This window comes from Kutzneria buriramensis (genome assembly GCF_003387475.1).
GTDB lineage: Bacteria > Actinomycetota > Actinomycetes > Mycobacteriales > Pseudonocardiaceae > Kutzneria > Kutzneria buriramensis.
The window spans coordinates 537,521-558,511 of record NZ_QUNO01000005.1 but is presented as its reverse complement, the minus strand read 5'-3'; the positions used below and the strand labels follow the sequence as shown (position 1 = coordinate 558,511).

General features: G+C 70.8%; 23 protein-coding genes and 2 pseudogenes. 13 read left to right on the top strand and 12 right to left on the bottom strand.

All coding sequences use genetic code 11. The features are described from left to right. Position 1: 1 nt before the first annotated feature. Together BCF44_RS17790 and BCF44_RS17785 are read right to left on the bottom strand one after the other, a co-directional pair. Positions 2–1,543: a PH domain-containing protein gene (locus BCF44_RS17790; RefSeq protein ID WP_342775612.1), complete on the bottom strand. Its 1,542-nt coding sequence runs from the start codon at positions 1,541–1,543 to the stop codon at positions 2–4. Further along, entirely contained in the window at positions 1,540–2,043 is a 504-nt protein-coding gene (locus BCF44_RS17785; protein WP_246015187.1) for a PH domain-containing protein, read from the bottom strand. The genes BCF44_RS17790 and BCF44_RS17785 overlap by 4 nt, the downstream gene beginning before the upstream one ends. A gap of 141 nt (positions 2,044–2,184) precedes the next feature. Between BCF44_RS17785 and BCF44_RS17780 the strand changes: the two genes are divergently transcribed. Continuing rightward, complete coding sequence (locus tag BCF44_RS17780; RefSeq protein ID WP_116175387.1) at positions 2,185–3,597, top strand: amino acid permease; 1,413 nt, start codon at positions 2,185–2,187, stop codon at positions 3,595–3,597. 63 nt (positions 3,598–3,660) lie between these two features. Here BCF44_RS17780 and nagA read toward each other — a convergent pair whose 3' ends face one another. From nagA to BCF44_RS17765, 3 genes are all read right to left on the bottom strand, one after another. Then, entirely contained in the window at positions 3,661–4,836 is a 1,176-nt protein-coding gene (nagA, locus tag BCF44_RS17775; RefSeq protein WP_116175386.1) for an N-acetylglucosamine-6-phosphate deacetylase, read from the bottom strand. 116 nt (positions 4,837–4,952) lie between these two features. Then, on the bottom strand, positions 4,953–5,804 hold the full coding sequence (locus BCF44_RS17770; protein ID WP_116175385.1) for a hypothetical protein: 852 nt from the start codon (positions 5,802–5,804) through the stop codon (positions 4,953–4,955). Positions 5,805–5,960: 156 nt separating this feature from the next. After that, positions 5,961–6,695: a GAF and ANTAR domain-containing protein gene (locus tag BCF44_RS17765; protein ID WP_116175384.1), complete on the bottom strand. Its 735-nt coding sequence runs from the start codon at positions 6,693–6,695 to the stop codon at positions 5,961–5,963. Positions 6,696–6,955: 260 nt separating this feature from the next. Here BCF44_RS17765 and BCF44_RS55510 point away from each other — a divergent pair, with 260 nt between their 5' ends. From BCF44_RS55510 to BCF44_RS58950, 4 genes and pseudogenes are all read left to right on the top strand, one after another. After that, positions 6,956–7,324: a PadR family transcriptional regulator gene (locus BCF44_RS55510; RefSeq protein WP_170217586.1), complete on the top strand. Its 369-nt coding sequence runs from the start codon at positions 6,956–6,958 to the stop codon at positions 7,322–7,324. A gap of 314 nt (positions 7,325–7,638) precedes the next feature. Beyond that, entirely contained in the window at positions 7,639–8,445 is an 807-nt protein-coding gene (locus BCF44_RS17755; protein ID WP_147328522.1) for a hypothetical protein, read from the top strand. A gap of 39 nt (positions 8,446–8,484) precedes the next feature. After that, positions 8,485–8,814, top strand: a pseudogene (locus tag BCF44_RS58955) (FAD-dependent monooxygenase); the annotation flags it as partial. A 235-nt stretch (positions 8,815–9,049) separates the two neighbouring features. Further along, a complete protein-coding gene (locus BCF44_RS58950; protein WP_342775611.1) occupies positions 9,050–9,415 on the top strand; it encodes an FAD-dependent monooxygenase in 366 nt (121 codons plus the stop codon). A gap of 136 nt (positions 9,416–9,551) precedes the next feature. Here BCF44_RS58950 and BCF44_RS17740 read toward each other — a convergent pair whose 3' ends face one another. Both BCF44_RS17740 and BCF44_RS17735 read right to left on the bottom strand, forming a co-directional pair. Continuing rightward, the gene (locus tag BCF44_RS17740; RefSeq protein WP_116175380.1) at positions 9,552–9,878 is read right to left on the bottom strand and encodes a hypothetical protein; all 327 of its coding nucleotides are present in this window, start codon (positions 9,876–9,878) and stop codon (positions 9,552–9,554) included. Positions 9,879–10,221: 343 nt separating this feature from the next. Then, positions 10,222–10,734: a MarR family winged helix-turn-helix transcriptional regulator gene (locus BCF44_RS17735; RefSeq protein WP_211353060.1), complete on the bottom strand. Its 513-nt coding sequence runs from the start codon at positions 10,732–10,734 to the stop codon at positions 10,222–10,224. Between the two features lie 103 nt (positions 10,735–10,837). Between BCF44_RS17735 and BCF44_RS17730 the strand changes: the two genes are divergently transcribed. Further along, positions 10,838–12,157 carry an FAD-dependent oxidoreductase gene (locus BCF44_RS17730; protein ID WP_116175378.1) on the top strand — a complete coding sequence of 440 codons (1,320 nt, stop codon included), beginning with the start codon at positions 10,838–10,840 and terminating at the stop codon, positions 12,155–12,157. A gap of 129 nt (positions 12,158–12,286) precedes the next feature. On the opposite strand, the gene BCF44_RS17725 is transcribed toward BCF44_RS17730, so the two are convergent. Further along, on the bottom strand, positions 12,287–12,895 hold the full coding sequence (locus tag BCF44_RS17725) for a TetR/AcrR family transcriptional regulator C-terminal domain-containing protein (RefSeq protein WP_116175377.1): 609 nt from the start codon (positions 12,893–12,895) through the stop codon (positions 12,287–12,289). Positions 12,896–12,996: 101 nt separating this feature from the next. On the opposite strand from BCF44_RS17725, the gene BCF44_RS17720 reads away from it, so the two are divergent. Both BCF44_RS17720 and BCF44_RS17715 read left to right on the top strand, forming a co-directional pair. Beyond that, positions 12,997–14,142 carry a nucleotide disphospho-sugar-binding domain-containing protein gene (locus BCF44_RS17720; RefSeq protein ID WP_147328520.1) on the top strand — a complete coding sequence of 382 codons (1,146 nt, stop codon included), beginning with the start codon at positions 12,997–12,999 and terminating at the stop codon, positions 14,140–14,142. Between the two features lie 112 nt (positions 14,143–14,254). Beyond that, positions 14,255–14,824, top strand: coding sequence for a MarR family winged helix-turn-helix transcriptional regulator (locus BCF44_RS17715; protein ID WP_116175375.1), 570 nt, complete (start codon positions 14,255–14,257; stop codon positions 14,822–14,824). Between the two features lie 79 nt (positions 14,825–14,903). Here BCF44_RS17715 and BCF44_RS17710 read toward each other — a convergent pair whose 3' ends face one another. From BCF44_RS17710 to BCF44_RS17700, 3 genes are read right to left on the bottom strand one after another with little or no spacing between them, the layout of a single operon-like run. Beyond that, positions 14,904–15,749 (bottom strand): fumarylacetoacetate hydrolase family protein, encoded by an 846-nt coding sequence (locus tag BCF44_RS17710; RefSeq protein ID WP_116175520.1) that lies wholly within the window; start codon positions 15,747–15,749, stop codon positions 14,904–14,906. Beyond that, entirely contained in the window at positions 15,746–16,621 is an 876-nt protein-coding gene (locus BCF44_RS17705) for a DODA-type extradiol aromatic ring-opening family dioxygenase (RefSeq protein ID WP_116175374.1), read from the bottom strand. The genes BCF44_RS17710 and BCF44_RS17705 overlap by 4 nt, the downstream gene beginning before the upstream one ends. Continuing rightward, positions 16,614–18,047 carry an aldehyde dehydrogenase gene (locus BCF44_RS17700; RefSeq protein WP_116175373.1) on the bottom strand — a complete coding sequence of 478 codons (1,434 nt, stop codon included), beginning with the start codon at positions 18,045–18,047 and terminating at the stop codon, positions 16,614–16,616. The genes BCF44_RS17705 and BCF44_RS17700 overlap by 8 nt, the downstream gene beginning before the upstream one ends. 19 nt (positions 18,048–18,066) lie before the next feature. Between BCF44_RS17700 and BCF44_RS59165 the strand changes: the two are divergent. The 3 genes and pseudogenes from BCF44_RS59165 (at position 18,067) to BCF44_RS59155 (ending at position 19,122) form a co-directional block, all read left to right on the top strand. After that, positions 18,067–18,847, top strand: a pseudogene (locus BCF44_RS59165) (aldehyde dehydrogenase family protein). Next, the gene (locus BCF44_RS59160) at positions 18,792–19,058 is read left to right on the top strand and encodes an aldehyde dehydrogenase family protein (RefSeq protein ID WP_211353078.1); all 267 of its coding nucleotides are present in this window, start codon (positions 18,792–18,794) and stop codon (positions 19,056–19,058) included. Before BCF44_RS59165 ends, BCF44_RS59160 begins: the two are co-directional and overlap by 56 nt. Beyond that, a complete protein-coding gene (locus BCF44_RS59155) occupies positions 19,012–19,122 on the top strand; it encodes a hypothetical protein (RefSeq protein WP_211353058.1) in 111 nt (36 codons plus the stop codon). Before BCF44_RS59160 ends, BCF44_RS59155 begins: the two co-directional genes overlap by 47 nt. On the opposite strand, the gene BCF44_RS56600 is transcribed toward BCF44_RS59155, so the two are convergent. After that, on the bottom strand, positions 19,094–19,903 hold the full coding sequence (locus tag BCF44_RS56600) for a nuclear transport factor 2 family protein (protein ID WP_211353057.1): 810 nt from the start codon (positions 19,901–19,903) through the stop codon (positions 19,094–19,096). The genes BCF44_RS59155 and BCF44_RS56600 overlap by 29 nt on opposite strands. A gap of 78 nt (positions 19,904–19,981) precedes the next feature. On the opposite strand from BCF44_RS56600, the gene BCF44_RS17680 reads away from it, so the two are divergent. Next, complete coding sequence (locus tag BCF44_RS17680; RefSeq protein WP_211353056.1) at positions 19,982–20,620, top strand: TetR/AcrR family transcriptional regulator; 639 nt, start codon at positions 19,982–19,984, stop codon at positions 20,618–20,620. Then, positions 20,617–20,991, top strand: a complete 375-nt coding sequence (locus BCF44_RS17675) for a VOC family protein (RefSeq protein ID WP_116175372.1) — start codon at positions 20,617–20,619, stop codon at positions 20,989–20,991. The genes BCF44_RS17680 and BCF44_RS17675 overlap by 4 nt, the downstream gene beginning before the upstream one ends.

The window sequence follows — 20,991 nt, the reverse complement described above, 5'->3', positions numbered from 1 at the left end:
CCTATGTGGTCCGTTCGAGGAACTGCGCCACCAGATCGGGGACGGCGTCGTCGGCGAACGCCAAGGCCTGGCTCATGCCGGCGTCGGTGACGTGATAGCCGCCCCGCCCGGCGGCGGTCGTCGCGACGAGCGTGGCGAGGCCGGCGCGGCGCTGGAAGTACGACGCGTGCACCCGCCATCCGATGATCCCGTCGCTGCGCAGCGCAACCGTTTCCCGTACGAGCGAACCGGATCGAGTGACGAGGTAGCCGTTGGTCAGCGTGTGCCCGAGGCTTCGGTACCGGTCGTAGCCGAGCCACGCCGCGAACGGCGTCAGCACCAGGAACAGGATCCACACCCAGAACGGCAGGATGTCCAGCTGGTAGCCGATCCACGCGACCACCGCCAGCGCCAGCACGGACACGACGGCCCGCGTCAGCCGGCGGCGCAGCGCGGCCCGGGGATGCGGGGTGAGCGGCGCGGTGGTCGGATCCTTGGGCTCCCGCAAGGCTTTCGCCGCGACGAGGTGCGCCTCCGCCACCGGCGCGGCGGGCAGCAGCAGGCCGCCGCCGCGCTCGTCGCCACGGCCGGTGCGCAGGCCGGACACCACCGCGGTGGCGCGGCCGCCCTGAACCAGGCGCAGCGGCAGGGTTTCCTTCACCTCGACGCCGCGCAGCCGCGCTTCCTCGATCGACACCGACCGGGTGTTGAGCAGGCCGTGCCGGATGTGCAGGGTGCCGCTGGCCTCGCGCGTCACCGAGAAGTTCCAGTACGACAGGATGTAGCCGACCACCGACGCGATCGTCGCGATGAGCAGCAGCACCACGATCGCGCCCGGGATCAGCAGCCACGGCGACTCGGTGCCGACCGCGTCCATGACCGTCCGCACGATGGTGATGTCGTCCGGCCGCAGGTGCAGATCGTTGGCGAAGTGCCAGACGGTGCCGAACGCCGCGGCGACGACCGCGATGCCGGACAGGGTGAACGGCGCGTAGCGCGTCCACCGGCGGTCCACCCGCACCAGCTCGGTCTCGGCCGGCGCGGGTTCGTCCACAACGGACGGTGCCGTGCTGGTGGTGGTGGCCACCTTGGTGAGCAGCAGGGTGCGCAGCCGCTCCGCCTCCGCCTTGGTGATGGCGTCCAGGACGAGCTCGTCGTCCTTGCCCTTGTCCTGACGGCCGGTGCCGATCTTCAGCGCGCTCAGCCCGACCAGCCGGTGCTGCCACTCCGAGGTGATGTCCACGGTGCGGATCCGGTCCCGCGGCACCGCCCGGGTCTTCCGGTTGAACAGACCCGAGCGGAGCTCGACCTGGTCGTCGGTGATGCGGTAGCGGGCGGTGGCCCAGTGCGTGACGCCGCGCGCGATCAGCAGCGCCACGCCGAGCAGGCTCAGCCACTGCCCCCAGCTGTGCGCGCCGCCGCCGGCGAAGAACACCACGACCAGCGGCACCGCGGCCCGCACGACCTCCTTGAGCGGACTGACGATCACCATCAACCCGTTGAGCCGCAACCACTCCGGCGGCTCGTTCAGCGACGGCGCGGCGGCGACCTCCAGCTCGCTCACGTCGCGTCTCCCTCGCTGGCCTCGGTGGCGGCGGTCAGGTCGTCGACCAACTGCCGCGCCACGTCGAGGTCGAGGCCGTGGATGTGCAGCGGGCCGGCCGCCGACGCGGTCGTCACGGTCACCTTGGCCAGGCCGAACATCTGCTCGAACGGCCCGCGCTCGGTGTCGACGGTCTGGATCCGGCTCAGCGGCGCGACCCGCCACTCCTGGTCGATCCAGCCGGACTGGGTGTAGACGGCGGTCGGCGTGACCTCCCAGCGGTGCACGCGGTAGCGCCAGCTGGGCATGACCGCCAGGTGCACCAGCGCCAGCACCACCGTCACCACGATCGCGACGGTCAGCCAGGCGCCGGGCGGGTCGTCCGGGAGGACCTTCACCAGCACCTCGATGACCAGCAGCACGATCCACCCCGGCAGCGCCCGCACCGTCCAGTACGGAATCGCCTTCTTGCTGATGGGGTGCCGTGGCGCCCGCAGCCGCACGCCCGTCGTCTCACTCACGTCCACGAGCAAACCATGCACCCCCGACAGTCCGTTCACCCGGGACGGATGTCACGTTCGTCCCGTGACTCCGCCACCCGCGCGGTGACCGCCGGCCCCCTCTGCTACAAACGGCGTAATCCGCTAGGGCGAGAGGACCTCATGACGAACACCTCGGAGATCGTCGCCGTCGACGACGGCGACGCCGGCTATCACAAGGGCCTGAAGAGCCGCCAGGTGCAGATGATCGCCATGGGCGGGGCCATCGGCACCGGCCTGTTCCTCGGCGCCAGCGGCCGGCTGGTCACCGCGGGGCCGTCGCTGGCGATCGTCTACGCGGTGGCCGGCGTGTTCGCCTTCTTCGTGGTGCGGGCCATGGGCGAGCTGGTCATGCACCGGCCCAGCTCGGGCTCGTTCGTGTCGTACTCGCGGGAGTTCCTGGGTGAGAAGTCCGCGTTCTTCGTGGGCTGGATGTACTTCCTGAACTGGGCGTGCAGCGGCGTCGCCGACGTCACCGCGGCCGCCAAGTACGTGCAGTTCTTCTGGCCGGACGTGCCGCAGTGGATCCCGGCGCTGGGCGCGCTGGTGCTGGTGCTCGCGGTGAACATGGTGTCGGTGACCCTGTTCGGCGAGCTGGAGTTCTGGTTCGCCGCGGTCAAGGTGCTGGCGCTGGTGGCGTTCATGGTCACCGCGATCGTGGTGCTGATCTCGCGGACCCCGGTCAACGGCAACGTGACGGGCCCGCAGCTGATCGTCGAGCACGGCGGGTTCTTCCCGAACGGGCTGCTGCCGGCGGTGCTGATCCTCCAGGGCGTGGTCTTCGCGTACGCGGCCATCGAGATGGTCGGCGTGGCCGCCGGCGAGACCGCCGAGCCGCGCAAGGTGATCCCCAAGGCGGTCAACTCCGTCGGCTGGCGCATCGCGATCTTCTACGTCGGCTCGGTGCTGCTGCTGGTGATGCTCATGCCGTCCAACTCGTACGACAAGAATGTGAGCCCCTTCGTCACGTTCCTGTCCTCGCTGGGCGTGCCCGGCGCCGCCGGCATCATGGACATCGTCGTGCTGACCGCCGCGCTGTCCAGCGTCAACTCGGGGCTGTACTCGACCGGCCGGATCCTGCGCTCGCTGTCGGCTGCCGGCTCGGCGCCGAGGTTCCTGGGCGTGATGAGCCGCGGCGGCGTTCCCTACGGCGGCGTGCTGCTGACCGCCTGCGTGTACGTGCTCGGCGTGGTGCTGAACCTGTTCGTGCCGGGGGAGTCGTTCGAGATCGCCCTGAACTTCTCCGCGCTGGGCATCCTCAGCATGTGGTCGATGATCATGGTGTGCAACCTGGCGTTGCAGCGCAAGGCGCGGCGCGGGGAGGTCGAACGGCCGGCCTACCGGCTGCCGTGGGCCCCGGTCACCAACTATCTGACGCTGGGCTTCCTGGTGCTGGTGCTGGCCCTGAGCTACTGGGACGTGCCGGCCGGCCGGATCATGATCTACTCGATCCCGGGCGTGGTGCTGCTGCTGGTCCTCGGCTGGTTCGCGGTCCGGCACCGGGTCCGCGAGGTGGCCGTCGAACACCACCACTGATGCCGGGAAGGGGGCCTTCCCCGCGTTCACCGCGGGCAAGGCCCCCTTCACTGCACAGCGGGACTACTGGGCGTCGGCGGTGGTGAGGGGTGCGGGGACCTCGGTGACCCACCGGCCCCGCGACATCACGCCGGCGACGGTGAGCTGGTCGTCCAGCACCACGAGGTCCGCCCGCTTGCCGACCTCCAGCGACCCCACGAGGTCGTCGATGCCCAGCACCCGCGCCGGCGTGCCGGACGCGGCGACCGCCGCCCGCTCCAACGAGATCCCGTTGACGAGAACGGCCCGCCGGAAGGCGGCGTCCATCGTCAGCGTCGAGCCGGCGATGGAGCCGCCGTCCTCCAGCCGGGCGACGCCGTCCACGACCTGCACCGCCAGCTCGCCGAGCTGGTAGCGGCCGTCACCCGCGCCGGCGGCGCTCATCGCGTCGGTGATCAGCGAGACCCGCGAGTGCCCGGCCGCCTGGAAGGCCAGCTCGACGGCGGCGTCGTGCAGGTGGTGGCCGTCGTTGACGAGCTCGACGGCGACGTTGTCCGACTCCAGCATGGCGGCGATCGGCCCGGGCTCGCGGTGGTGCAGGCCGCGCATCGCGTTGAACAGATGCGTCGCCACGGTGACGCCGGCGTCGATCGCCGCACGCGCCTGCTCGTAGCTGGAATCGGTGTGCCCCAGGGCGGCGATCACGCCGTTGTCGGTCAGCTGCCGCACCGCCCGCAGGCCGCCGTTGAGCTCCGTCGCCAGCGTGACCATCTTGATGGCCCCGTGCCCGCGCTCCAGCAGCTTGCCGACGACGTGCTCGTCGGGTTCCCGCAGCAGCGCCGGGTCGTGCGCGCCGCAGCGGGCCTTGCTGATGAACGGCCCCTCCAGGTGCAGGCCGGTGAGCAGCCCGTCCTGCACGAGCCCGGAGAGCGCCTCGACGGCCCGCTCCAGCTCCGGCAGCGGCATCGTCACGGTGCTGGCGATGGAGGTCGTGGTGCCGTGCGCGCGGTGGAACTCCACGACTCGGCGGGCCTGGTCGAGGTCCTCGCCGAAGGAGCCGCCACCGCCGCCGTGGACGTGCATGTCCACGAAGCCCGGCACGATCACGTATCCGGTGAGGTCGACCACCTGGGTGTCCGCGTGCGGTCCGCCGTTGGCGCCGGTGCCCAGCTCCGTGATCCATTCGCCGTCGACGGCGAGGCGGCCGTCGTGGACGACTCCTCCCGGCAACACGAGCCGGGCGTGGCGCAGCAGGTACACGGGTGCCTCCTGGACTAGGCGTCAGGGTCCGACTGCCGCCACGGCAGCTTGGCGGTATTGGTATAGACCTTATCGGAAGCGGTGCCGTGCACACGAGGTCCGGGCCGATCGGCCCGCTATCCGGGACCGACCAGCCGCAGCGTGGCCTCCCGGTGGCCGATCAACGCCGTGGACCGCGTGCGCTCCAGCGGCACCGCCCCGGCCAGGCCGATCTCCGGCCCCGTCAGCGCCGCGCACAGGCCCGCGACGGTGGCGCGGTCGCGACAGGCGAGCTGCCAGTGCCGCCCCCGGCCCCACAACGAACGCAGCGGCGACGCCGTGCCCCGCTGGTGTGCCCGCGCCAGCGTCGCGCCCACGTGCCAGCGCCCGTCCGGCTCGTCGGTGCCCAGCCGCACCAGCACCGCGGCCAGCAGCTGCTCGGCGTCCACGTGCATCGGCGGCACCGATCGCAGCGCCACGTCCTCCTCGGGCAGCATCTCCCAGCTGCGACTGGCGATCTCCCAGGCGATCGGCACCTGCGGATGCACCGCCGCCGCCTCGGATTCGACGGCTTCGATGCGCAGCAGCGTGCGTGTCGGCACGTGCCGCATCCGGAACCACAGTCCCTCGGGATGCGCGTTCAGCGGCCGCAGACCGGGCAAACCCTGGCGCCGCACCGGATCCGGGTGCACCAGCGCGGCCGACGCCAGCAGGTGCGGGATGGGCGTGAGCACGACGAGCGCGTGCTGCTCGGGGGAGTAGGTGATTCGCCCCGCCACGGACCAGTCCAGCTGCCAGCGGGTCAGCTGGTTCTCGGTGGTGTCGGAGTTGCAGGCCAGCAGCGCGAGCAGGGCGCGGAACCGGCGCTGGCCGGCCGAGCAGAAGTCGAGTCCGTGGCCCGCGAGGTCGCCGACGGCGGCGTTGACCCGGGTCAGCGGCTCACCGGTGTACGCGGACCGCCGGGCCGAGACGGACACCCACCCGGACACGGCACACCTCCCTGGTGCATCTCACGAAAAGTGGTGATCCGCCAGGGTCCGGAGCGGTTCGAAGGGCGAGCGCCGTCGACAATGCACGGTGAATTCGGCCATTCAGGCTCAACTTTGCACCGCCGGAATTAGGGTCGCAACCCATCAGGACGAAGATCACTTCGATGCCGGCGGCAGCGGCGGCACCTGCTCCGATCCGGTGACCACGGCGTTCGCGAGCTCGGCGAGTCGCAGGTTGCGCCGCCTGGCGTACTCGCGAAGGGCGCCGAATGCGCCGTCCACGCTGCTGCCGTGCCGTTCCGCCAGCACGCCTTTGGCTTGCTCGATCACTATTCGGCTGCTGAACGCGGTCTGGAGCTGCGCGGCGAGCGTTTGCGCCTGCGTCAGCTCCCCAAGTCTGCGCACGCCCGCGGCGGCCGCGAGCGCCATCGCCTCGGCGATTCGGTGGTCCTGATCCGACAGCGTTCCCCGCTCCGTCCGCAGCAGCGTCAAGGCCCCGATCGTGGTTTCCCGCACGCGTAAGGGCACGGCCGTCAGGGAGCCGAAGCCGGCCGCCCGAGCCTCCGTCAGAAAACGGTTCCATCGGTTGTTTCGCTGGTCGGTGTCCGGCACCGCGATCGCGGTTCCGGTGCGGTGGCACTCCATGCTCGGGCCGTCGCCGCGCAGCAGCGGCCACAATGGCGAGGCGGCGAGCCGATCCGCCGCGTCGTGTCCGATGTGCGGCTCTCCCCGGTGATCGACGAGAACCGCACCGACCGCGGGGACCTGCAACGTTTCCCGCGCCCGGGCGGCCAGGAATCGTGCGAACTCGGCATGGTCGAAGTCGTCGACCAGGGTATCGGCGATGCGGGCGAACGTTTCCGCCAGCCGCGCCGGGGACATCGCGGTCATCGTTGAACCGTACCTGTGCCGTCCGCGGCCGCCGCAGGTTATCAGGCCAAATGGGTTGCGGTTGTTCCGGTCGGCCCAATCCCGTTCTACCTTTCGGCGGCTGCATCCTTGATAATCCCGGTGAACGCGGGTTGCGCGGTACCCGATTGGACGCGGCGGTGTCCCTGTGCGGGGCAGCCATTCGGTTTTATCCTTGGTCGGGGTCACGGGCGAGAATTCGACGTGGAGGCCGTCATGAATTCAGCGGGCGAGGTCGCCTGATGCGCGAGGGGGAACCGCGCAACTTCGTCCAGCCGTGCCTGCTGCTGTTGCTCGACGAGCGGCCGGATCACGGCTACGAGCTCATCGAGCGGCTGCGCCTGTTGTGCGGCGTGGACAACGACGCCAGCGGCATCTATCGCGCGCTGCGCAACCTGGAACGGGCCGGGCTGGTCTGCTCGAGCTGGACCACCGCCACACCGGGACCGGCCAGACGCATGTACCACCTGACCGCCAACGGGGCCGCGGTGCTCGCCGAGTCCGCCGCCGCGCTCACTCGCACGCGCGCGTCCATCGACGCGTTCCTGCATCGGTACGCCCGCCGCGCCGAGCACTCGCGGGGCGCCGCGGTCTATCGGTTCCAGCGCTGACTTAGCCCAGACGGACCGATGGCTGACATCCTTCGCTGTCCATTGTGGAGGCAGGCCGCTTGGCCGAACCGTGAGCGGATCGGTGCGCTCCGTTGACCGTTGCCACACCGTACGTGGCGATCTTCCCGCGCCACGCCAAGGTTTTTCAAGGATGGCGAGTGACCGACCACACTAGACAGATTCGGTGACCTGCGGTTTCTCCAAGATCGGCTGGTCGGCGGTAGCGGTTCCCCCGATGTGACGACAGGAGCACCCATTCGGGGCGGATACGATTTTCGGGCGTTGTCTGGACCTGTAGCCGGGGAGCTGTTCTGGTGTACGCCCGAAGTGTGATGGCCGATGCCTGCGTGCGCGTCGCGCCGGTCGCGGTCCCGCGCGCCCGCAGAGCGCCGGCGCGCCCGCTCGGCCGCACCCTCGCCGAGCTCGACCACCTGCACGTGGCCGACCGCCTGGACTTCCTGCGCGAGGTGCAGTCCGACTTCGCCGGCCGGCTGGACATCGAGCCTGGTCGATGGCGAAACATCGAAGGTGTGCTCGAATTCTTCCGGGACAACGAGTTGGCCCGGCCGGGCAGCTGGATGTCCATTGTGGACGCGTCCATTCTGGAGGGTCTCCAGCGCGGCACGGCCATCGCGCTGGGGCTGAGCGAGGACACCCACGGCAATCCCGGTTCGGCCGAATGGGCTAGCTACTTACGCAGGCTCAGCGACGGCGAGCTGGACCGGCGCAGCGTGCACGACGCCGCCTGGAGCCGGGCCGAGCAGGCCGCCACCGAGCACGGCGTGGCGCTGGCCCGCACGCTCGGCGTCGCCCCCTCCGCCGCCGAGTGGCGGTTCTACCAGTTCTCCCAGGTCTACCGCTGGGTCATGCGCAACGAGCCGACGGCGCTGCTCGCGCTGGGCGGCCCGCTGATGAACCCGGCGATCCGCGAGCTGCGGATGCCGTTCCTGAGCTGGTTCACCGATGTCGGCACGCCGGTGCCGGCCTATCGCGGCTGCGCCTTCGCGTGGGCGCTGTCCCGGCTCAACCCGGTCGGCGGCGCGTTCTCCGGGCTCGGCCTGCTCGTGGCGTACCTGCCGAACCTGTTCGAGGACTTCCTGATCGACACCGGCCGGCGCTGACAGCGGTCTGTCGGTGACCTGACAGCCACCGCGCGCGGTGTGCGCCGTGGACACCGAAATCCTGATCATCGGGGCCGGCCGACCGGCCTCACCCTCGCCATCGAGCTGGCCCGCCGTGGCGTCGCGCACCGCATCGTCGACCGCGATCCCGGCGACTTCGCCGGCTCCCGCGGCAAGGGCATCCAGCCCCGCACCCTCGAGCTGACGTCGTTAGCCCAGGCCGACAACGGTGTCAGCGCGCTGCTGGGCGACGAGGCGGTGCGCGCGCGGTACCTGGTCGGCGCCGACGGCGGGCGGAGCGTGGTGCGCAAGGAGATCGGCGTCGGCTTCGCCGGGGAGACGTTGGAGCAGCACCGGATGCTCATCGCCGACGTGCGGGTGGCCGGCCTGGACCACTGGCACGTCTGGGTGGGGGAGGACGGACCGGTGCTGGGGCCGTGCCCGCTGGTCGGCACCGACACCTTCCAGCTGACGACGCCGCGGTACGACGTGCCGGATCTGGCCGCGTTGGTGCTGGAGACAACGGGTTTCGCGCTGACCGACGTGGGTGGTCCACCCAGTGGCGTGCGAACGTTCGCATGGCGGACCGGTACCGGTCGGGCGGGTGTTCCTGGCCGGCGACGCCGCGCACGTGCACACGCCGGCCGGCGGGCGGGGCCTCAACACGGGTGTGCAGGACGCGCACAACCTCGGCTGGAAGCTGGCCGACGGTTCGGAGGAGCTGTTGGACAGCTACGAGGACGAGCGGCTGCCGGTCGCCGCGGACGTGCTCGGCATCAGCACCGAGCTGTTCGATCGCGGCGTGATGGACCGCGGCAACCCGGCACTGCGGCAGCTCGGCGTGAACTACCGGAGCAGCAAGCTGTCCGTGGACACCGGGGTGAATCCCGGCGCGCTGCGCGCCGGCGACCGCGCGCCGGACGGGTACATCGGGATGATCGCCACCGACCCGGGGGACGTCCGGCAGTAACTGGGGCGCGCTGGTAGCTCAGCCTCGGAGTTCGGTGGCCCTGGAGCGCGGCGGCCTGCTCGTACCACTCCGCCTGCGCCTCGAGGACGGTTGCGCGGCCGGGCGCGTCCTTCGTGCGCATGGCCAGGTCGACCGCTTATCGGTGCTGTCGGCCGGCCTCCTCGGTTTGGCCTGTCGCGGCAAGGGTTTGGGCGTAGTTCATGCGCAGCAGAGCGCGGAACTGGTCCGGGGCCTCGTTGGTGTCGAGCTCCACGGTGACGCCGATCCGATCGCCCAGCTCGCGGAATTCCGTTGCCGCCCGGGCGAAGTGGCCCTCCGCCTTGGCCCCGTTGCCGTCGCTGAGCTCGGAGGCGCCATAGCCGTGCAGCAACTCGCCGGCGGCCCGCCGCCAGGGATCGTCGCTTGTGGACAGTCGTCGCGCGATGTCGGAGATCCTCGCGGTGTCGTGGCCGTTGCGGACCACGACCAGTGCCAGCGTCGCCGGGCCGTCCTCCGGGGCCAGGCGGTCCAGCAGCTCCTCAGTGGGTTCGCGGAGCAGCCTCGCCTGTTCCAGCGTCAGCCTCGCGAGCCACGTCTGCTGTTCCGGGCCGCGCAGCAGCGGTTCGGCGCCGCAGGATCGTCAAGAGGCTCTCTTACGTGCTCGTGGCAACATCACTGGGGTCCTGTGGTCGGCCCCCGCCGACGACTTGGATTGATTCGGGGGCTGCTCGCTCAAGATCGGCTCGGCCCGGTCGAGGAAGTTCAGTACCCAGGTCTCCGCACCGCGGCCGAACGCGGCCTTGCCGCCGGTTCGGTCTGGCGGCCGCTCAGCGTGTTCGCCGAGTCGCCGGCGGGGACTCCTGGTCGCGCAGCCGTTGCACGTGCCGGCGCTGGAGCTCGGTGTTGGTGCGCAGGTAGTCGGTGACGAGCCGGAGCTGCGAGGCGTCGTACCGCGAACCGATCTCGCGCGCGCCGTCCTCGATGAGCGGGGCGATCAGGTCCAGGCAGCGCTGCCGGCCGGCGTCGGTGAGACGGACGACGACCTTGCGCCGGTCGGCGGGGTGCGGGGCGCGGGCGAGCAGGTCCAGCTTCTCGAGGCGGTCGAGCATCGCGGTGACGCTGCCGGTGACCAGGTTGAGGCGCTCGCCGAGCTCTCGCGGGGTGAGCTCGCCGGCGTCGATCAAGTGCTCGAGACACCGCAGGTCGGTGCCGTTGATCCCGAGCAGCCGGGCGGTCTCGCGGTCGTAGTCGTCGACCGCGGCCTGGTAGGCCTGCACGGCCCGGCCCAGGTCGGCCAGCACGTCGTCCAGTTCGTTCGGCATCGCTTCCTCGGCTTTCAAGATCCAGCGCATGGTAACCGGCGGCACATCGCTTGACATTCGAGCGACTTTGCTCTCAAACTAAGTTACACGAAAATCGAGATACACGACGATCGAGGTTGTCATGCGTGTGATCATCATTGGCGGCGGCACCGGCGGGATGTGCCTGGCCCACGGCCTGAAACGGGCGGGCGTGTCGGTCGCGGTGTACGAGCGCTACGGCTCCCGCCGCGACGGGCTCTACGGCTATCGGGTGGGCATCGACCCGACGGGCAACCGCGCGCTCCGGCAGTGCCTGCCGCCGGAACTGTTCGACACCTTCGTCGCGACCTGCGCCCGGACCCCGCGGCACTTCAACATCCTCACGCAGTCGATGCGCAGCACCGCGAGCTTCGCGCTCCCGGACAGCACCGACGCGATCGACAGCGAACGGTCTGTGTCCCGTTCCACCCTGCGGCAGGTGCTGCTCACCGGCATGGACGACGTCGTGCACCACGGCAAGGTCTTCACCCGCTACGAGCAGAACTCGGACGGCACGGTCACCGCGTTCTTCGCCGACGGCAGCTCCGCAACCGGCGACATCCTCGTCGCCGCCGACGGCACCCGCTCGGCGGTGCGCCGCCAGTTCCTGCCGCACGCGAAGATCCACGACACCGGCGTCACCGCGATCGCCACCAAGACGGCGCTCACCCCGGAGACCCGTGCCCTGCTCGGCGACGAGGTGCTCAACGGGCTGTCGCTGGTCTTCGGCACCAAGGGCATGATCGGCATGCTGCACGTCATGGAGTTCAAGTGGGACGCCGACGGCCGGCCCAAGAACCCCGCCGACGCGGCCCTGTTGGACAGCTGGTCCGGGCTCCAGTTCGACAACACCCGTGACTACATCAACCTGTCCATCTGGAGCTCGCACCAGCACTTCCCCGACGGCGCGGAGAAGCAGCGCGGTCGGGAGCTGATCGACACCGCGCTGCGGGCCGCCGGGAACTGGCATCCCAACCTGCGCCGGCTGTTCGAACTCTCCGACCCGGACGCCGCGTTCGCCCTGCGTATCGGCACCTCCGAGCCGGTGGAGCCGTGGCCGACCACCACCATCACCCTGCTCGGCGACGCCATTCACACCATGACGCCGGGCCAGGGCGTCGGCGCGAACACCGCCCTGCGGGACGCCGCGCTGCTGTGCCGGGAACTCGTCGCCGCTTCGCGTGGCGAGAAGCCGCTGCTGACGGCCGTCGGGGACTACGAGGCGGAGATGCTCCCGTACGGCTTCGCCCGCGTCGCGGAGTCCCTGAACAACAACGGCACCAGCGGCGACGACCCGCTCTACCGTCCCGTCACCGGCCGCCTGGCCCTGCTGGCCGCCCGCACCTTCTTCGGCCTCACCAGCCGGATCCCCGCCCTCCGCCGCAAGTTCCTCGACGACCTCCGCACCACCCGCGCCGCCTGACGAACTCCCGCGAGTCGCGCCCACAGACACACCGAATGTGGGTTTCAGGCAGAGCCAAGCCTCGGGTCCCAGTTCTGCCCGAAACCCACATTCGGTGTGTCCCAGAGCGCGACTCGCCGGGGTGTGGCGCTAGGCGGGACTCGCGAGGGTGGCGGCTTCGGCGCGCATGCCGAGGATGATCGTCGCCACCGAGGCGGCGAAGGTCTCGGCGCTGGGCGGGTGGTGGTCGCCGAGCATCTCGAGCAGCTCGGGGCTGGCCTCGCTGAGGTCGAAGGCGATCTCGGCCGGGGCGGTCTGCTCCTGGAGCACGTAGCCGGTGACGTAGCTGGCGATGATGTCGCCCCAGCGGGCGGCCACCGGCAGGGGAATTCCCTGCCGGGCGTAGTCGGCCAAGACGCGCTGCATCAGCTTGAGTCCCGACGCGCTGACGGTCACGTGCGCGGCGACCAGGCGGGCGCCGTCGCGGTGGGCGAGCATGGCGTCCCGCATCCGGTGGGCGAACTCGACGAGGTTGTCGAACACGTTCGGCTCCTCCTCGCCGGTGTCGGCGAACACCGGCCGGAGCAGCAGCTCGGTGACGGCGCCGAGCAGCTCCTGCTTGCTCTTGACGTGCCAGTACAGGGCGCCGCGCTGCACGCCGAGCCGCTCGGTGAGCGCTCGCGTGGTGAAGGCGTCCAGCCCCACCTCGTCCAGCAGCTCCAGGGCGGCCTCGACCACCTGTTCCCGTCGCAGCGGCATCCGCGTCCTTTCCCGAGGGGCTTGACGGCGGCAGTCTACCCACCGTAGCTTGAGCAGCGCTCAATTGAGCGCTGCTCAAGACGATCTAGGGGGAGTTGACGATGCGAGTGCTGTGCACGGCCGTGCCCGGTAGCGGCCTTTTCCTGCCGACGGTGCCGCTGGTCTGGGCGTTGCTGGCCGCCGGCCACGAGGTGCTGCTGCTCAACAACGGCGACGGGGCCCGCGCGGCGGCCGGCGCCGGCCTGCCGGTGGTGGACCCGCTGCCCGAACGCGACCTGTGGGCGGAGTTCGTGGCCGCGGTGGCCGGCATGATCAAGGACGGCCAGATGACGAAAGCCGGGGTCGCGCGCAAGCCCGATCGCGGCGGCTTCGCCTGGTTCGGCGAGCAGATGATCGACGGCATGCTGCCGGTGGCCCGGGCGTTCCGCCCCGACCTGGTGATCACCACCGCCGAGCAGGCGGCCGGCCGGCTGCTCGCCGCCGACCTGGGCGTGCCGCTGGTCGAGCAGGGCATCCGGCTGGGCTGGGCCGGCCTGGACGAGCACGTGGTGAGCTCGCGCCGGGAGGCCGCCGAGTACCTGGAGCCGACCCGGCGGCGACTGGGCCTGCCGGACGTCCCGGTGAACCCGGTGGCCTCGATCGACGTCCGCCCGCCGAGCATGGGCGGCCTCGCCACGGACACCCAGTTCCTGATGCGGTACGTCCCGTACAACGAGTCCCGCGTGGTGCCGGCCTGGGTGACCCAGCCGCCGACCCGGCCGCGCGTCTGTGTGACCCTCGGCAGTGTGCTGCCGGCGCTCGGCGGGGTGGGCGCCCTCAAGGCCGTCCTCGCCGATCTGTCCACAATGGACGTCGAGGTGCTGCTCGCGTTGGGGGACATCGACATCTCGGAGCTCGAACCGCTGCCAGCGAACGTCCACGCGCTGGGCTGGATGCCGCTGGGCGCCCTCATGCCCACGTGCGCCACGATCGTGCACCACGGCGGTTCGGCCACGGTGGCGACGCCGCTCGTGCACGGCGTGCCGCAGGTGTCGCTGCCGAAGTTCGCCGACCAGCCGATGAACGCCAAGCTGATGGCCGACCGCGGCGTCGGCCTGACCGTCAGCGAGCCGGAGGAGGTCGCCGCGGCGCTGGCCCAGGTGTTGGAGCAGCCGAAGTTCCGGGACACCGCCGCCGAGGTGCGCGACGAGATCGCCGCCCAGCCCAGCCCGGCGGAGGTGGTGGGCAGGCTGGCGGAACTGGTGTAGTTGCCGCGGCGGGAACGGGACGGCCGGCGCCCTGGCGGGGCCTGCCCGGTCGCCGCGGTGACGTGCCGGTCGATCGCCGGCGCCCGCCCGGGTTGGGGCTACGCTGACCGCTGTGACCGGCTACTACACGCTGCGCGAGACCGAGAAGGCCGTCGGCGAGCGCCTCAACGGCCTGGCCATCGACGTCGAGTCCATGATGGCGCTGTCCAACCTGCACCGGACCGCGCTGGTGGTGCGCAACCACTTCGAGCAGTCCGTGCTGCGTGACGTGGATCTGTCGTGGACCGGTTTCGTGGTGCTGTGGGTGGTGTGGATCTGGGGCGACATCGAGACCCGCCACGTGGCCGAGGAGAGCGGCATCTCCAAGGGCACCCTCACCGGCGTCGCGCGGACGCTGGCCAACCGCGGGCTGCTCACCCGGACGACGCCCGCCGACGACCGGCGGCTGAGCGTGCTGTCCCTGACCGAGCGGGGCAAGGCGCTGATGTGCGAACTGTTCCCGCGGTTCAACGCCGAGGAGGTGTACAGCCTGGAGGGGCTGTCGCCGCGGCGGATCGCCGAGCTGACCCGGGTGCTGCGGCACATGCTCAACCACTTCGAGCAGACGTCGGCCGACCGGCAGGCGGAGGTGCGGCAGGAGGTGCAGTCCAGCACCCTGCCGACCATCGCCGGCGGCGCCTAACCGGCTTCATGCAGGGAAGGACGCCTTACCCGCGTTGAACGAGGGTAAGGCGTCCTTCCCTGCATGACCGGCATTCGGGTCAGCGGCGGGGCGGGCGGATGCCCCGGAACTCCCAGTCGCCGCCGAGTGCCGTCGACAGCACCTCCTCGGACTCCGTCGGCTGCGCGCCCACGTCCGTCCGGATCGCGGTCGGTCCGCTGACGATGTGGTTGCGCAGCACGCCGAGGCCCTCGACCTCGACCTCCACCACGTCGCCCGGCCGCACCGGCCGCGAATGAGCCGGCGTCCCGGACAGCAGCACGTCGCCCGGGAACAGCGTGATCGTTCGGGCGATGTCGGCGACGAGATAGTGCATGTCCCACTCCATCTCGTCGGTGCTGCCGTGCTGCGCGACCTCCCCGTTCACCCTCGTGATCAGCGCCTTGCCGCGGAAGTCCCAGTCGGTGACGAGCCCGGGACCCAAGGGGCACAACGTGTCCGAGCCCTTCACTCGCAGCATCGAGCCGGCGTCGGTGTCGCGGAAGTCGTGCAGGCCGTAGTCGTTGGCGACGGTGTACCCGCGGATGTGGGCAGCGGCGTCGGCGGGGGAGATGTTGCGGCAGGTCCGCCCGATCACGATGGCGACCTCGCCCTCGTAGTTCAGCCACTTGCAGCCCTCGGGCCGCACCACCGCCCCGCCGTGCGCGTTCAGCGCGGAGGTCGGCTTGTGGAAGTAGGTCGGCGCGGCCGGCAGCCGGGCCTGGAACTCCTCCACCCGGCTGCGGTGGTTCAGATGCACCGCGATGATCTTGGACGGCTCGCAGGGCGGCAGGTGCACCGCCTCGTCCGCCTTGACGCTGCGGCCGTCCCCGGCGACGAGCAGCTCCTCGCGGCGCACCACCTCGACAACGGCCCCGTCCAACAGGATCCTGCGGTGCTCGGTCACGTCCACCCCTCGCCCGGGCGGTCGAACCAGATGTGCACCTGGCCGGTGCCGACCGCGTTCTCGTACTCGCTGTAGAGGCGTCCCGGCGCCCGCCACGCCCGCTCGCCGAGGGCGCCGGCCATCATCAGGTAGTGCCCGAAACCGGCCTCCGGTTTGAACTTCGCGAACTCCGGCATGGTGTCGAGGACCCGTGCGTGATCGCCCCGCCGGAGCCATTCGATGCGCTCCAGGTCCGCCTGCGCCGCCTCCGGGGTGCGGATGTGCTCGACGCCGGCGGCCTCGTGCTTGCGGAGTTCCCGCAGCGGCCAGAAGGTGTGGCTGAGCGCTCCCGACGCGACCAGCAGCACTTTCCGGTCCGTGTCGGCGATTCCGGCGGCCAGCGCCCGCCCGAGCCGCAGGTTGTCCTCGCGGTCGGCGGTCTGGCAGACGCCGATGGACACCCACCGCTTGCCCGGAACCCCCAGGTACTGCCACAGATTCACGGTGGCGTAGTAGATCGGCAGGTACTGGTCGTCGATCGGGGTGATCCACGTGCCCTGCTTCTCGCCGTGCGCCGCGACGGCGTGCGCGAGTTCGGGATCGCCCGCGAAGTCGTACGGGATGCGGCACATCCCGCGCGGCAGCTCCTCGGACGTGAACAGCCCGGCCCGCCGCTGGTGCGCGGTGACCACGAACTCCACAGTGGTCGCCCAGTGCGAGTCGAGCACCACCACCGTGTCGTAGTCGAGCCGCTCGAACACCTCCGCGCGCAACCGCTCCAGCCCGGCGACGAGTGTGGTGTCCCTGCCGTCGTTGAGCTCCCGGCGCTCGGCCGCCGGCAGCATGATCGTCGGCACGTGGGAGAGCAGGCCCGCGCCGACGACCTCACCCATGCCGCCACCCCTGTCCCGCCGTGACCGTGTTCTTGACGTCGCAATAGAAGTCGAAGCTCCAGTTGCCGCCCTCGCGGCCGATCCCGGACTCCCGGCTGCCGCCGAACGGCGCGCGCAGATCCCGTACGAAGAAGCAGTTCACCCAGACCGTGCCGGCCACCAGCTGCTCGGTGACCCGCCTCGCGCGGTCCTCGTCGCCGGTGACCAGCGTCGCGGCCAGCCCGAAGCGGGTGTCGTTGGCCATCGCGACGGCGTCCTCCTCGCGCCGGAAGGTCTGCAGCGTCAGCACCGGGCCGAACACCTCCTCGGTGAGGATTTCGCTGCCCGGTCGGACATCCGTGAGCAGCGTCGGCCGATAGTAGAGGCCGCCGAGCTCGGTGTTCGGGCCGCCGCCGAGCAGCACTCGCGCCCCGTCGGCCACCGCCCGCCGCACGAAGCCGTCCACGCGGTCCAACTGGCGGCGGTGGATCAGCGGGCCGACGTCCGTGGCGGGATCGCGCGGATCGCCCTGCTTGAGGGCGTCCGCCCTGGTCAGGAAGCCGGCGAGGAACTCGGCGGCGACGGACTCCTCGACCAGCAGGCGAACGCCGGCCAGACACACCTGCCCGGCGTTGTCGTACTGCTCGACGGCCAGCTTCACGGCCAGGTCGAGGTCCGCGTCGGCGAACACGATCAGCGGCGACTTGCCGCCCAGTTCCAGCGAGGTCGGCACCAGGTTGGCGGCCGCGGCCCGCGCGATGGCCTTGCCCGTCGGCACCGAGCCGGTGAAGCTGATCCGGCGCAGTCTCGGGTTGTTCACCAGGTGCTGGCCGGTGTTCTCGCCGTGGCCTTGCACCACGTTGAAGACGCCGTCGGGCAGGCCCGCCTCGGCGGTGATCTCGGCCAGCAGGGTCGCGGTCAGCGGCGTCCACTCGGCCGGTTTGAGCACCACGGTGTCGCCTGCGGCCAGCGCCGGCGCGATCTTCCAGCTGGCCAGCATCAGCGGCGCGTTCCACGGTGTGATCAGCGCGCAGACACCGGCCGGGTCCCAGCTGACGCGGTTGGTGTGGCCGCGGGTGTCGAAGTCGGGGTGGCACACCTCGTCGACGAGCCAGTCCGCGAAGAACCGGAAGTTGTGCGCCACGCGCGGCATCACGCCGCGCAGGTGCGAGCGCAGCAGCGCGCCGTTGTCGGACGTCTCGACGGCGGCCAGCTCGTCGAGGCGCTTCTCCACCCCGTCGGCGATCTTGTGCAGTAGCTCCGCGCGGCGCTCGCGGGTGGTGCGCCGCCAGTGCGTGAACGCCTTCTCGGCGGTGTCGACCGCGAGGTCGACCTCCTCCGGACAGGCCCGCGAGACGTGGGCCAGGACGGAGCCGTCGATGGGGGAGATGTCGTCGAAGCGGATGGGCGAGGTGACCCGCCTGCCCCCGATCCAGTGGTCGGACATCGTGTCTCCGTAATATCGTTTGCATCCAAACGTACTTGGCTCGGTCGGGCCGGTCAAGGCGTTTGGAGGGCGCCGTGCAGGTGCGTTCACCCCGGGACGGCAAGGTTCCGATGTCGATGAGGCCGGCCCCGCCGAGGTAGACCGAGCGGTCTCCGCCGCGCGGCAGGCCTTCGACGACGGGCCGTGGCCGCGGCTGCCGGCCCGTGAGCGGGTCGACGTCCTGCACCGGCTCGCCGATCTCATCGACGCCGACAGGGATCGGCTGGCCCGCACCATCTCGCCGGAGATGGGCAAGCCGATTCGCGACTCGCTCGGCATCGAGGTGCCGGCGGTGGCTCGCACCTTCCGCTGGTACGCCGAGCTGGCGGACAAGGTCGCGGGCGAGGTCACCACATCGACCGTGGACACCCTCGCGATGGTCACCCGCGAGCCGGTCGGCGTGGTCGCCGCGGAACTTCCCGCTGACGATGGCCGCGTGGAAGCTCGCGCCGGCGCTGATCGCCGGCCGAACGGTGGTGTTGAAGCCAGCCGAGCAGTCGCCGCTATCGGCGCTTTTACTTGCGGAACTCGCAGCGAAGGCGGGATTGCCGGCGGGCGTGCTCACCGTCGTGAACGGTCCCGGCCCGGCGACCGGCGGCGCCCTCGGGCTGCACCGGCGTCGATGTCGTCACCTTCACCGGGTCGACGGAGGTCGGCCGGGAGGTCCTGCGGTACTCGGCGGATTCCAACCTCAAACGGGTGTGACTGGAGCTCGGCGGCAAGTCGCCGAACATCGTCTTCGCCGACGCCCCCGATCTTGACGCCGCAGCCGACACGGCGGCGTGGGGGATCTTCTTCGACTCCGGGGAGATGTGCACTGCGGCGTCGAGGTTGTTGGTGCACCGGGCCATCGCCGACGAATTCGTGACGTGCGTGCTCGACCGTGCCGCGCTGTGTGTGGGTCAACTGCTACGAGGAGGGGGACATGGTGGTTCCCTTCAGTGGCACCAAGTTGTCCGGCCACGGCCGTGACAAGTCCGCCCATGCGTCGGACAAGTTCACCGACCTCAAGACCACGTGGATCTCTCTCCCGTGACGGCGACGGCTGCCGCGATGTCGACGTAGTCCTTGAGGTGGGCGATCTGCCCGTCGCGGGTGGTCAGCACCAGCAGGTTCGGCAGCGTGAAGTCGCCGGTGATCTCGCTGGTGCCCAGCGCTTCCTGCTCCACGACGATCGTGTTCGGGTCACCCGTGTCGTGGACGGCGAGCGTGCGGAACCGGTGGTACCGGAAGGGGGCGCGCCAGGCTTCGGTCATCCAGGCCGTGATCTGGGCTCGGCCCTCGAGCTTGGCGGGGAGGCCGGGAGCCGTGAACGGGAACTCGTGGATTCCGTCGACTGCATACAACGTGGTGAGGTTGGCGAGGGAGTGGTCGATCGCCGCCTGTCGCCAGCGTTCCAGCACCTCTCGCGGCCCGGGCTGGTCCCCTGTTCTGCGCCTTGCGGTCACCTTGCGGTAGCGGATCCGCCAGCCCTCGGGCGTCTGGGCGACGATGTCGTCGTACTCGACGCTGCCGGCCGTGCCCGCCGCGCTGATGCCGATTCCCTTCGATCGGACCCGGACTTCGTTCTCCCCGCCCTCGGTGATCACGATGTTGGTCACGTGATGCCCGACCGGGTTCGCCTCACCCAGTGCCAGCGCCGCCTCCCTGATGGCCGCCACGCCGTGCAGCGTGCCGAGCCCGAAGTCCTCCAGGTCATACGCCACGTCCGCGCGAAAGACGTCTTCCACGCGGTTCCACGCGCCCCCGTCCACGAGGTGGCCGTGCAGGTTGATCAGGTCGGTGATGTCGATCCGGTCCTGTGCCGTCAGCGCCATGGGAGCCCCCGTTAAGGTGAGACATGGTCCGGTTGGACCGTAACGGACTGTGTCCCCGGTTAGCAAGGGAGCCCGCGAGTGGACAAGGCCCGTCCGATGCGCGCCGACGCCCGGCGCAACTACGAGCAGCTGCTCGAACAGGCCCGCATCGCGTTCGCGGAGTTCGGCGCGGACGCCTCGCTGGACGAGATCGCCCGGCGGGCGGGCGTGGCCAGCGGCACGCTGTACCGGCATTTCCCCACCCGCCTCGACCTCATCGAGACGGTGCTCGCCGGGCAGATCGAGGAACTGGTGGAACTCGGCCGTCGGCTACTCGCCGATGCCGGCCCGCTCGATGTCGACTCTCGCGGTACCGGCTCTGGTGATGCCGACTCTCGCCACGCGGACTCTCCCGACCCCGCCCCTCTCGACGCCCTCACCGTCTGGCTGCGCGCCGCCGTCGTTCACGGCCTGACCTACCGCGGCCTGGCGGCCGCCGTGATGAACTCCGCCCTCTCCCACGACCTCGTCGCCGGTTGGCACGCCGAGATGTTCGCCGTGGGGGCCGACCTGCTGGCCAGGGCCCGCGAAGCCGGCGCGATCACCGCCGTCGCCGACGACGCGGACGTGTTGCGCATGGTCGGCGCCATCGCCTGGGCCGCCCAGGACGCCCCCGAGACCGCCGACCGGCTGCTCGCCCTGCTCGTCGACGGGCTCCGCTACGGTGGGGCGTCGTGATCGCCAAGCTGCAATGCGTCGTGCTGGACTGCCCCGACATCGTCGCCCTGTCCGGCTTCTACCAGGCACTTCTCGGCGGCGTCGTGAACCAGCCCGACCCCCGGTGGGCGCTCGACGATCGCTGGGCCACGCTGCACGTCGACGGGCTCGTGCTGGCCTTCCAGCTCGCCGAGGATCACCAGCCGCCGACCTGGCTGGATCCCTCGCGTCCGCAGCAGTTCCACCTCGACCTCGGCGTCACGGACCTGGACGAGGCCCAGGCCGAGGTCCTCAGGCTCGGCGGCGCCCTGCTCGACGCCGGGAACGACCGGCGGAACTGGCGCGTCTTCGCCGATCCCGCCGGCCATCCGTTCTGCCTGGTCCAGGAGTGA

Bases quoted from the DNA above. Each gene is read 5' to 3' on its own strand.
- BCF44_RS59155 (WP_211353058.1), top strand. From the start codon at position 19,012: ATGGTGGTTCCCTTCAGTGGCACCAAGTTGTCCGGCCACGGCCGTGAC.
- BCF44_RS56600 (WP_211353057.1), bottom strand. From the start codon at position 19,903: ATGGCGCTGACGGCACAGGACCGGATCGACATCACCGACCTGATCAAC.
- BCF44_RS55510 (WP_170217586.1), top strand. From the start codon at position 6,956: ATGCGCGAGGGGGAACCGCGCAACTTCGTCCAGCCGTGCCTGCTGCTG.
- BCF44_RS17720 (WP_147328520.1), top strand. From the start codon at position 12,997: ATGCGAGTGCTGTGCACGGCCGTGCCCGGTAGCGGCCTTTTCCTGCCG.
- BCF44_RS17780 (WP_116175387.1), top strand. From the start codon at position 2,185: ATGACGAACACCTCGGAGATCGTCGCCGTCGACGACGGCGACGCCGGC.
- BCF44_RS17730 (WP_116175378.1), top strand. From the start codon at position 10,838: ATGCGTGTGATCATCATTGGCGGCGGCACCGGCGGGATGTGCCTGGCC.
- BCF44_RS17725 (WP_116175377.1), bottom strand. From the start codon at position 12,895: ATGCCGCTGCGACGGGAACAGGTGGTCGAGGCCGCCCTGGAGCTGCTG.
- BCF44_RS17705 (WP_116175374.1), bottom strand. From the start codon at position 16,621: ATGGGTGAGGTCGTCGGCGCGGGCCTGCTCTCCCACGTGCCGACGATC.
- BCF44_RS17765 (WP_116175384.1), bottom strand. From the start codon at position 6,695: ATGACCGCGATGTCCCCGGCGCGGCTGGCGGAAACGTTCGCCCGCATC.
- BCF44_RS17700 (WP_116175373.1), bottom strand. From the start codon at position 18,047: ATGTCCGACCACTGGATCGGGGGCAGGCGGGTCACCTCGCCCATCCGC.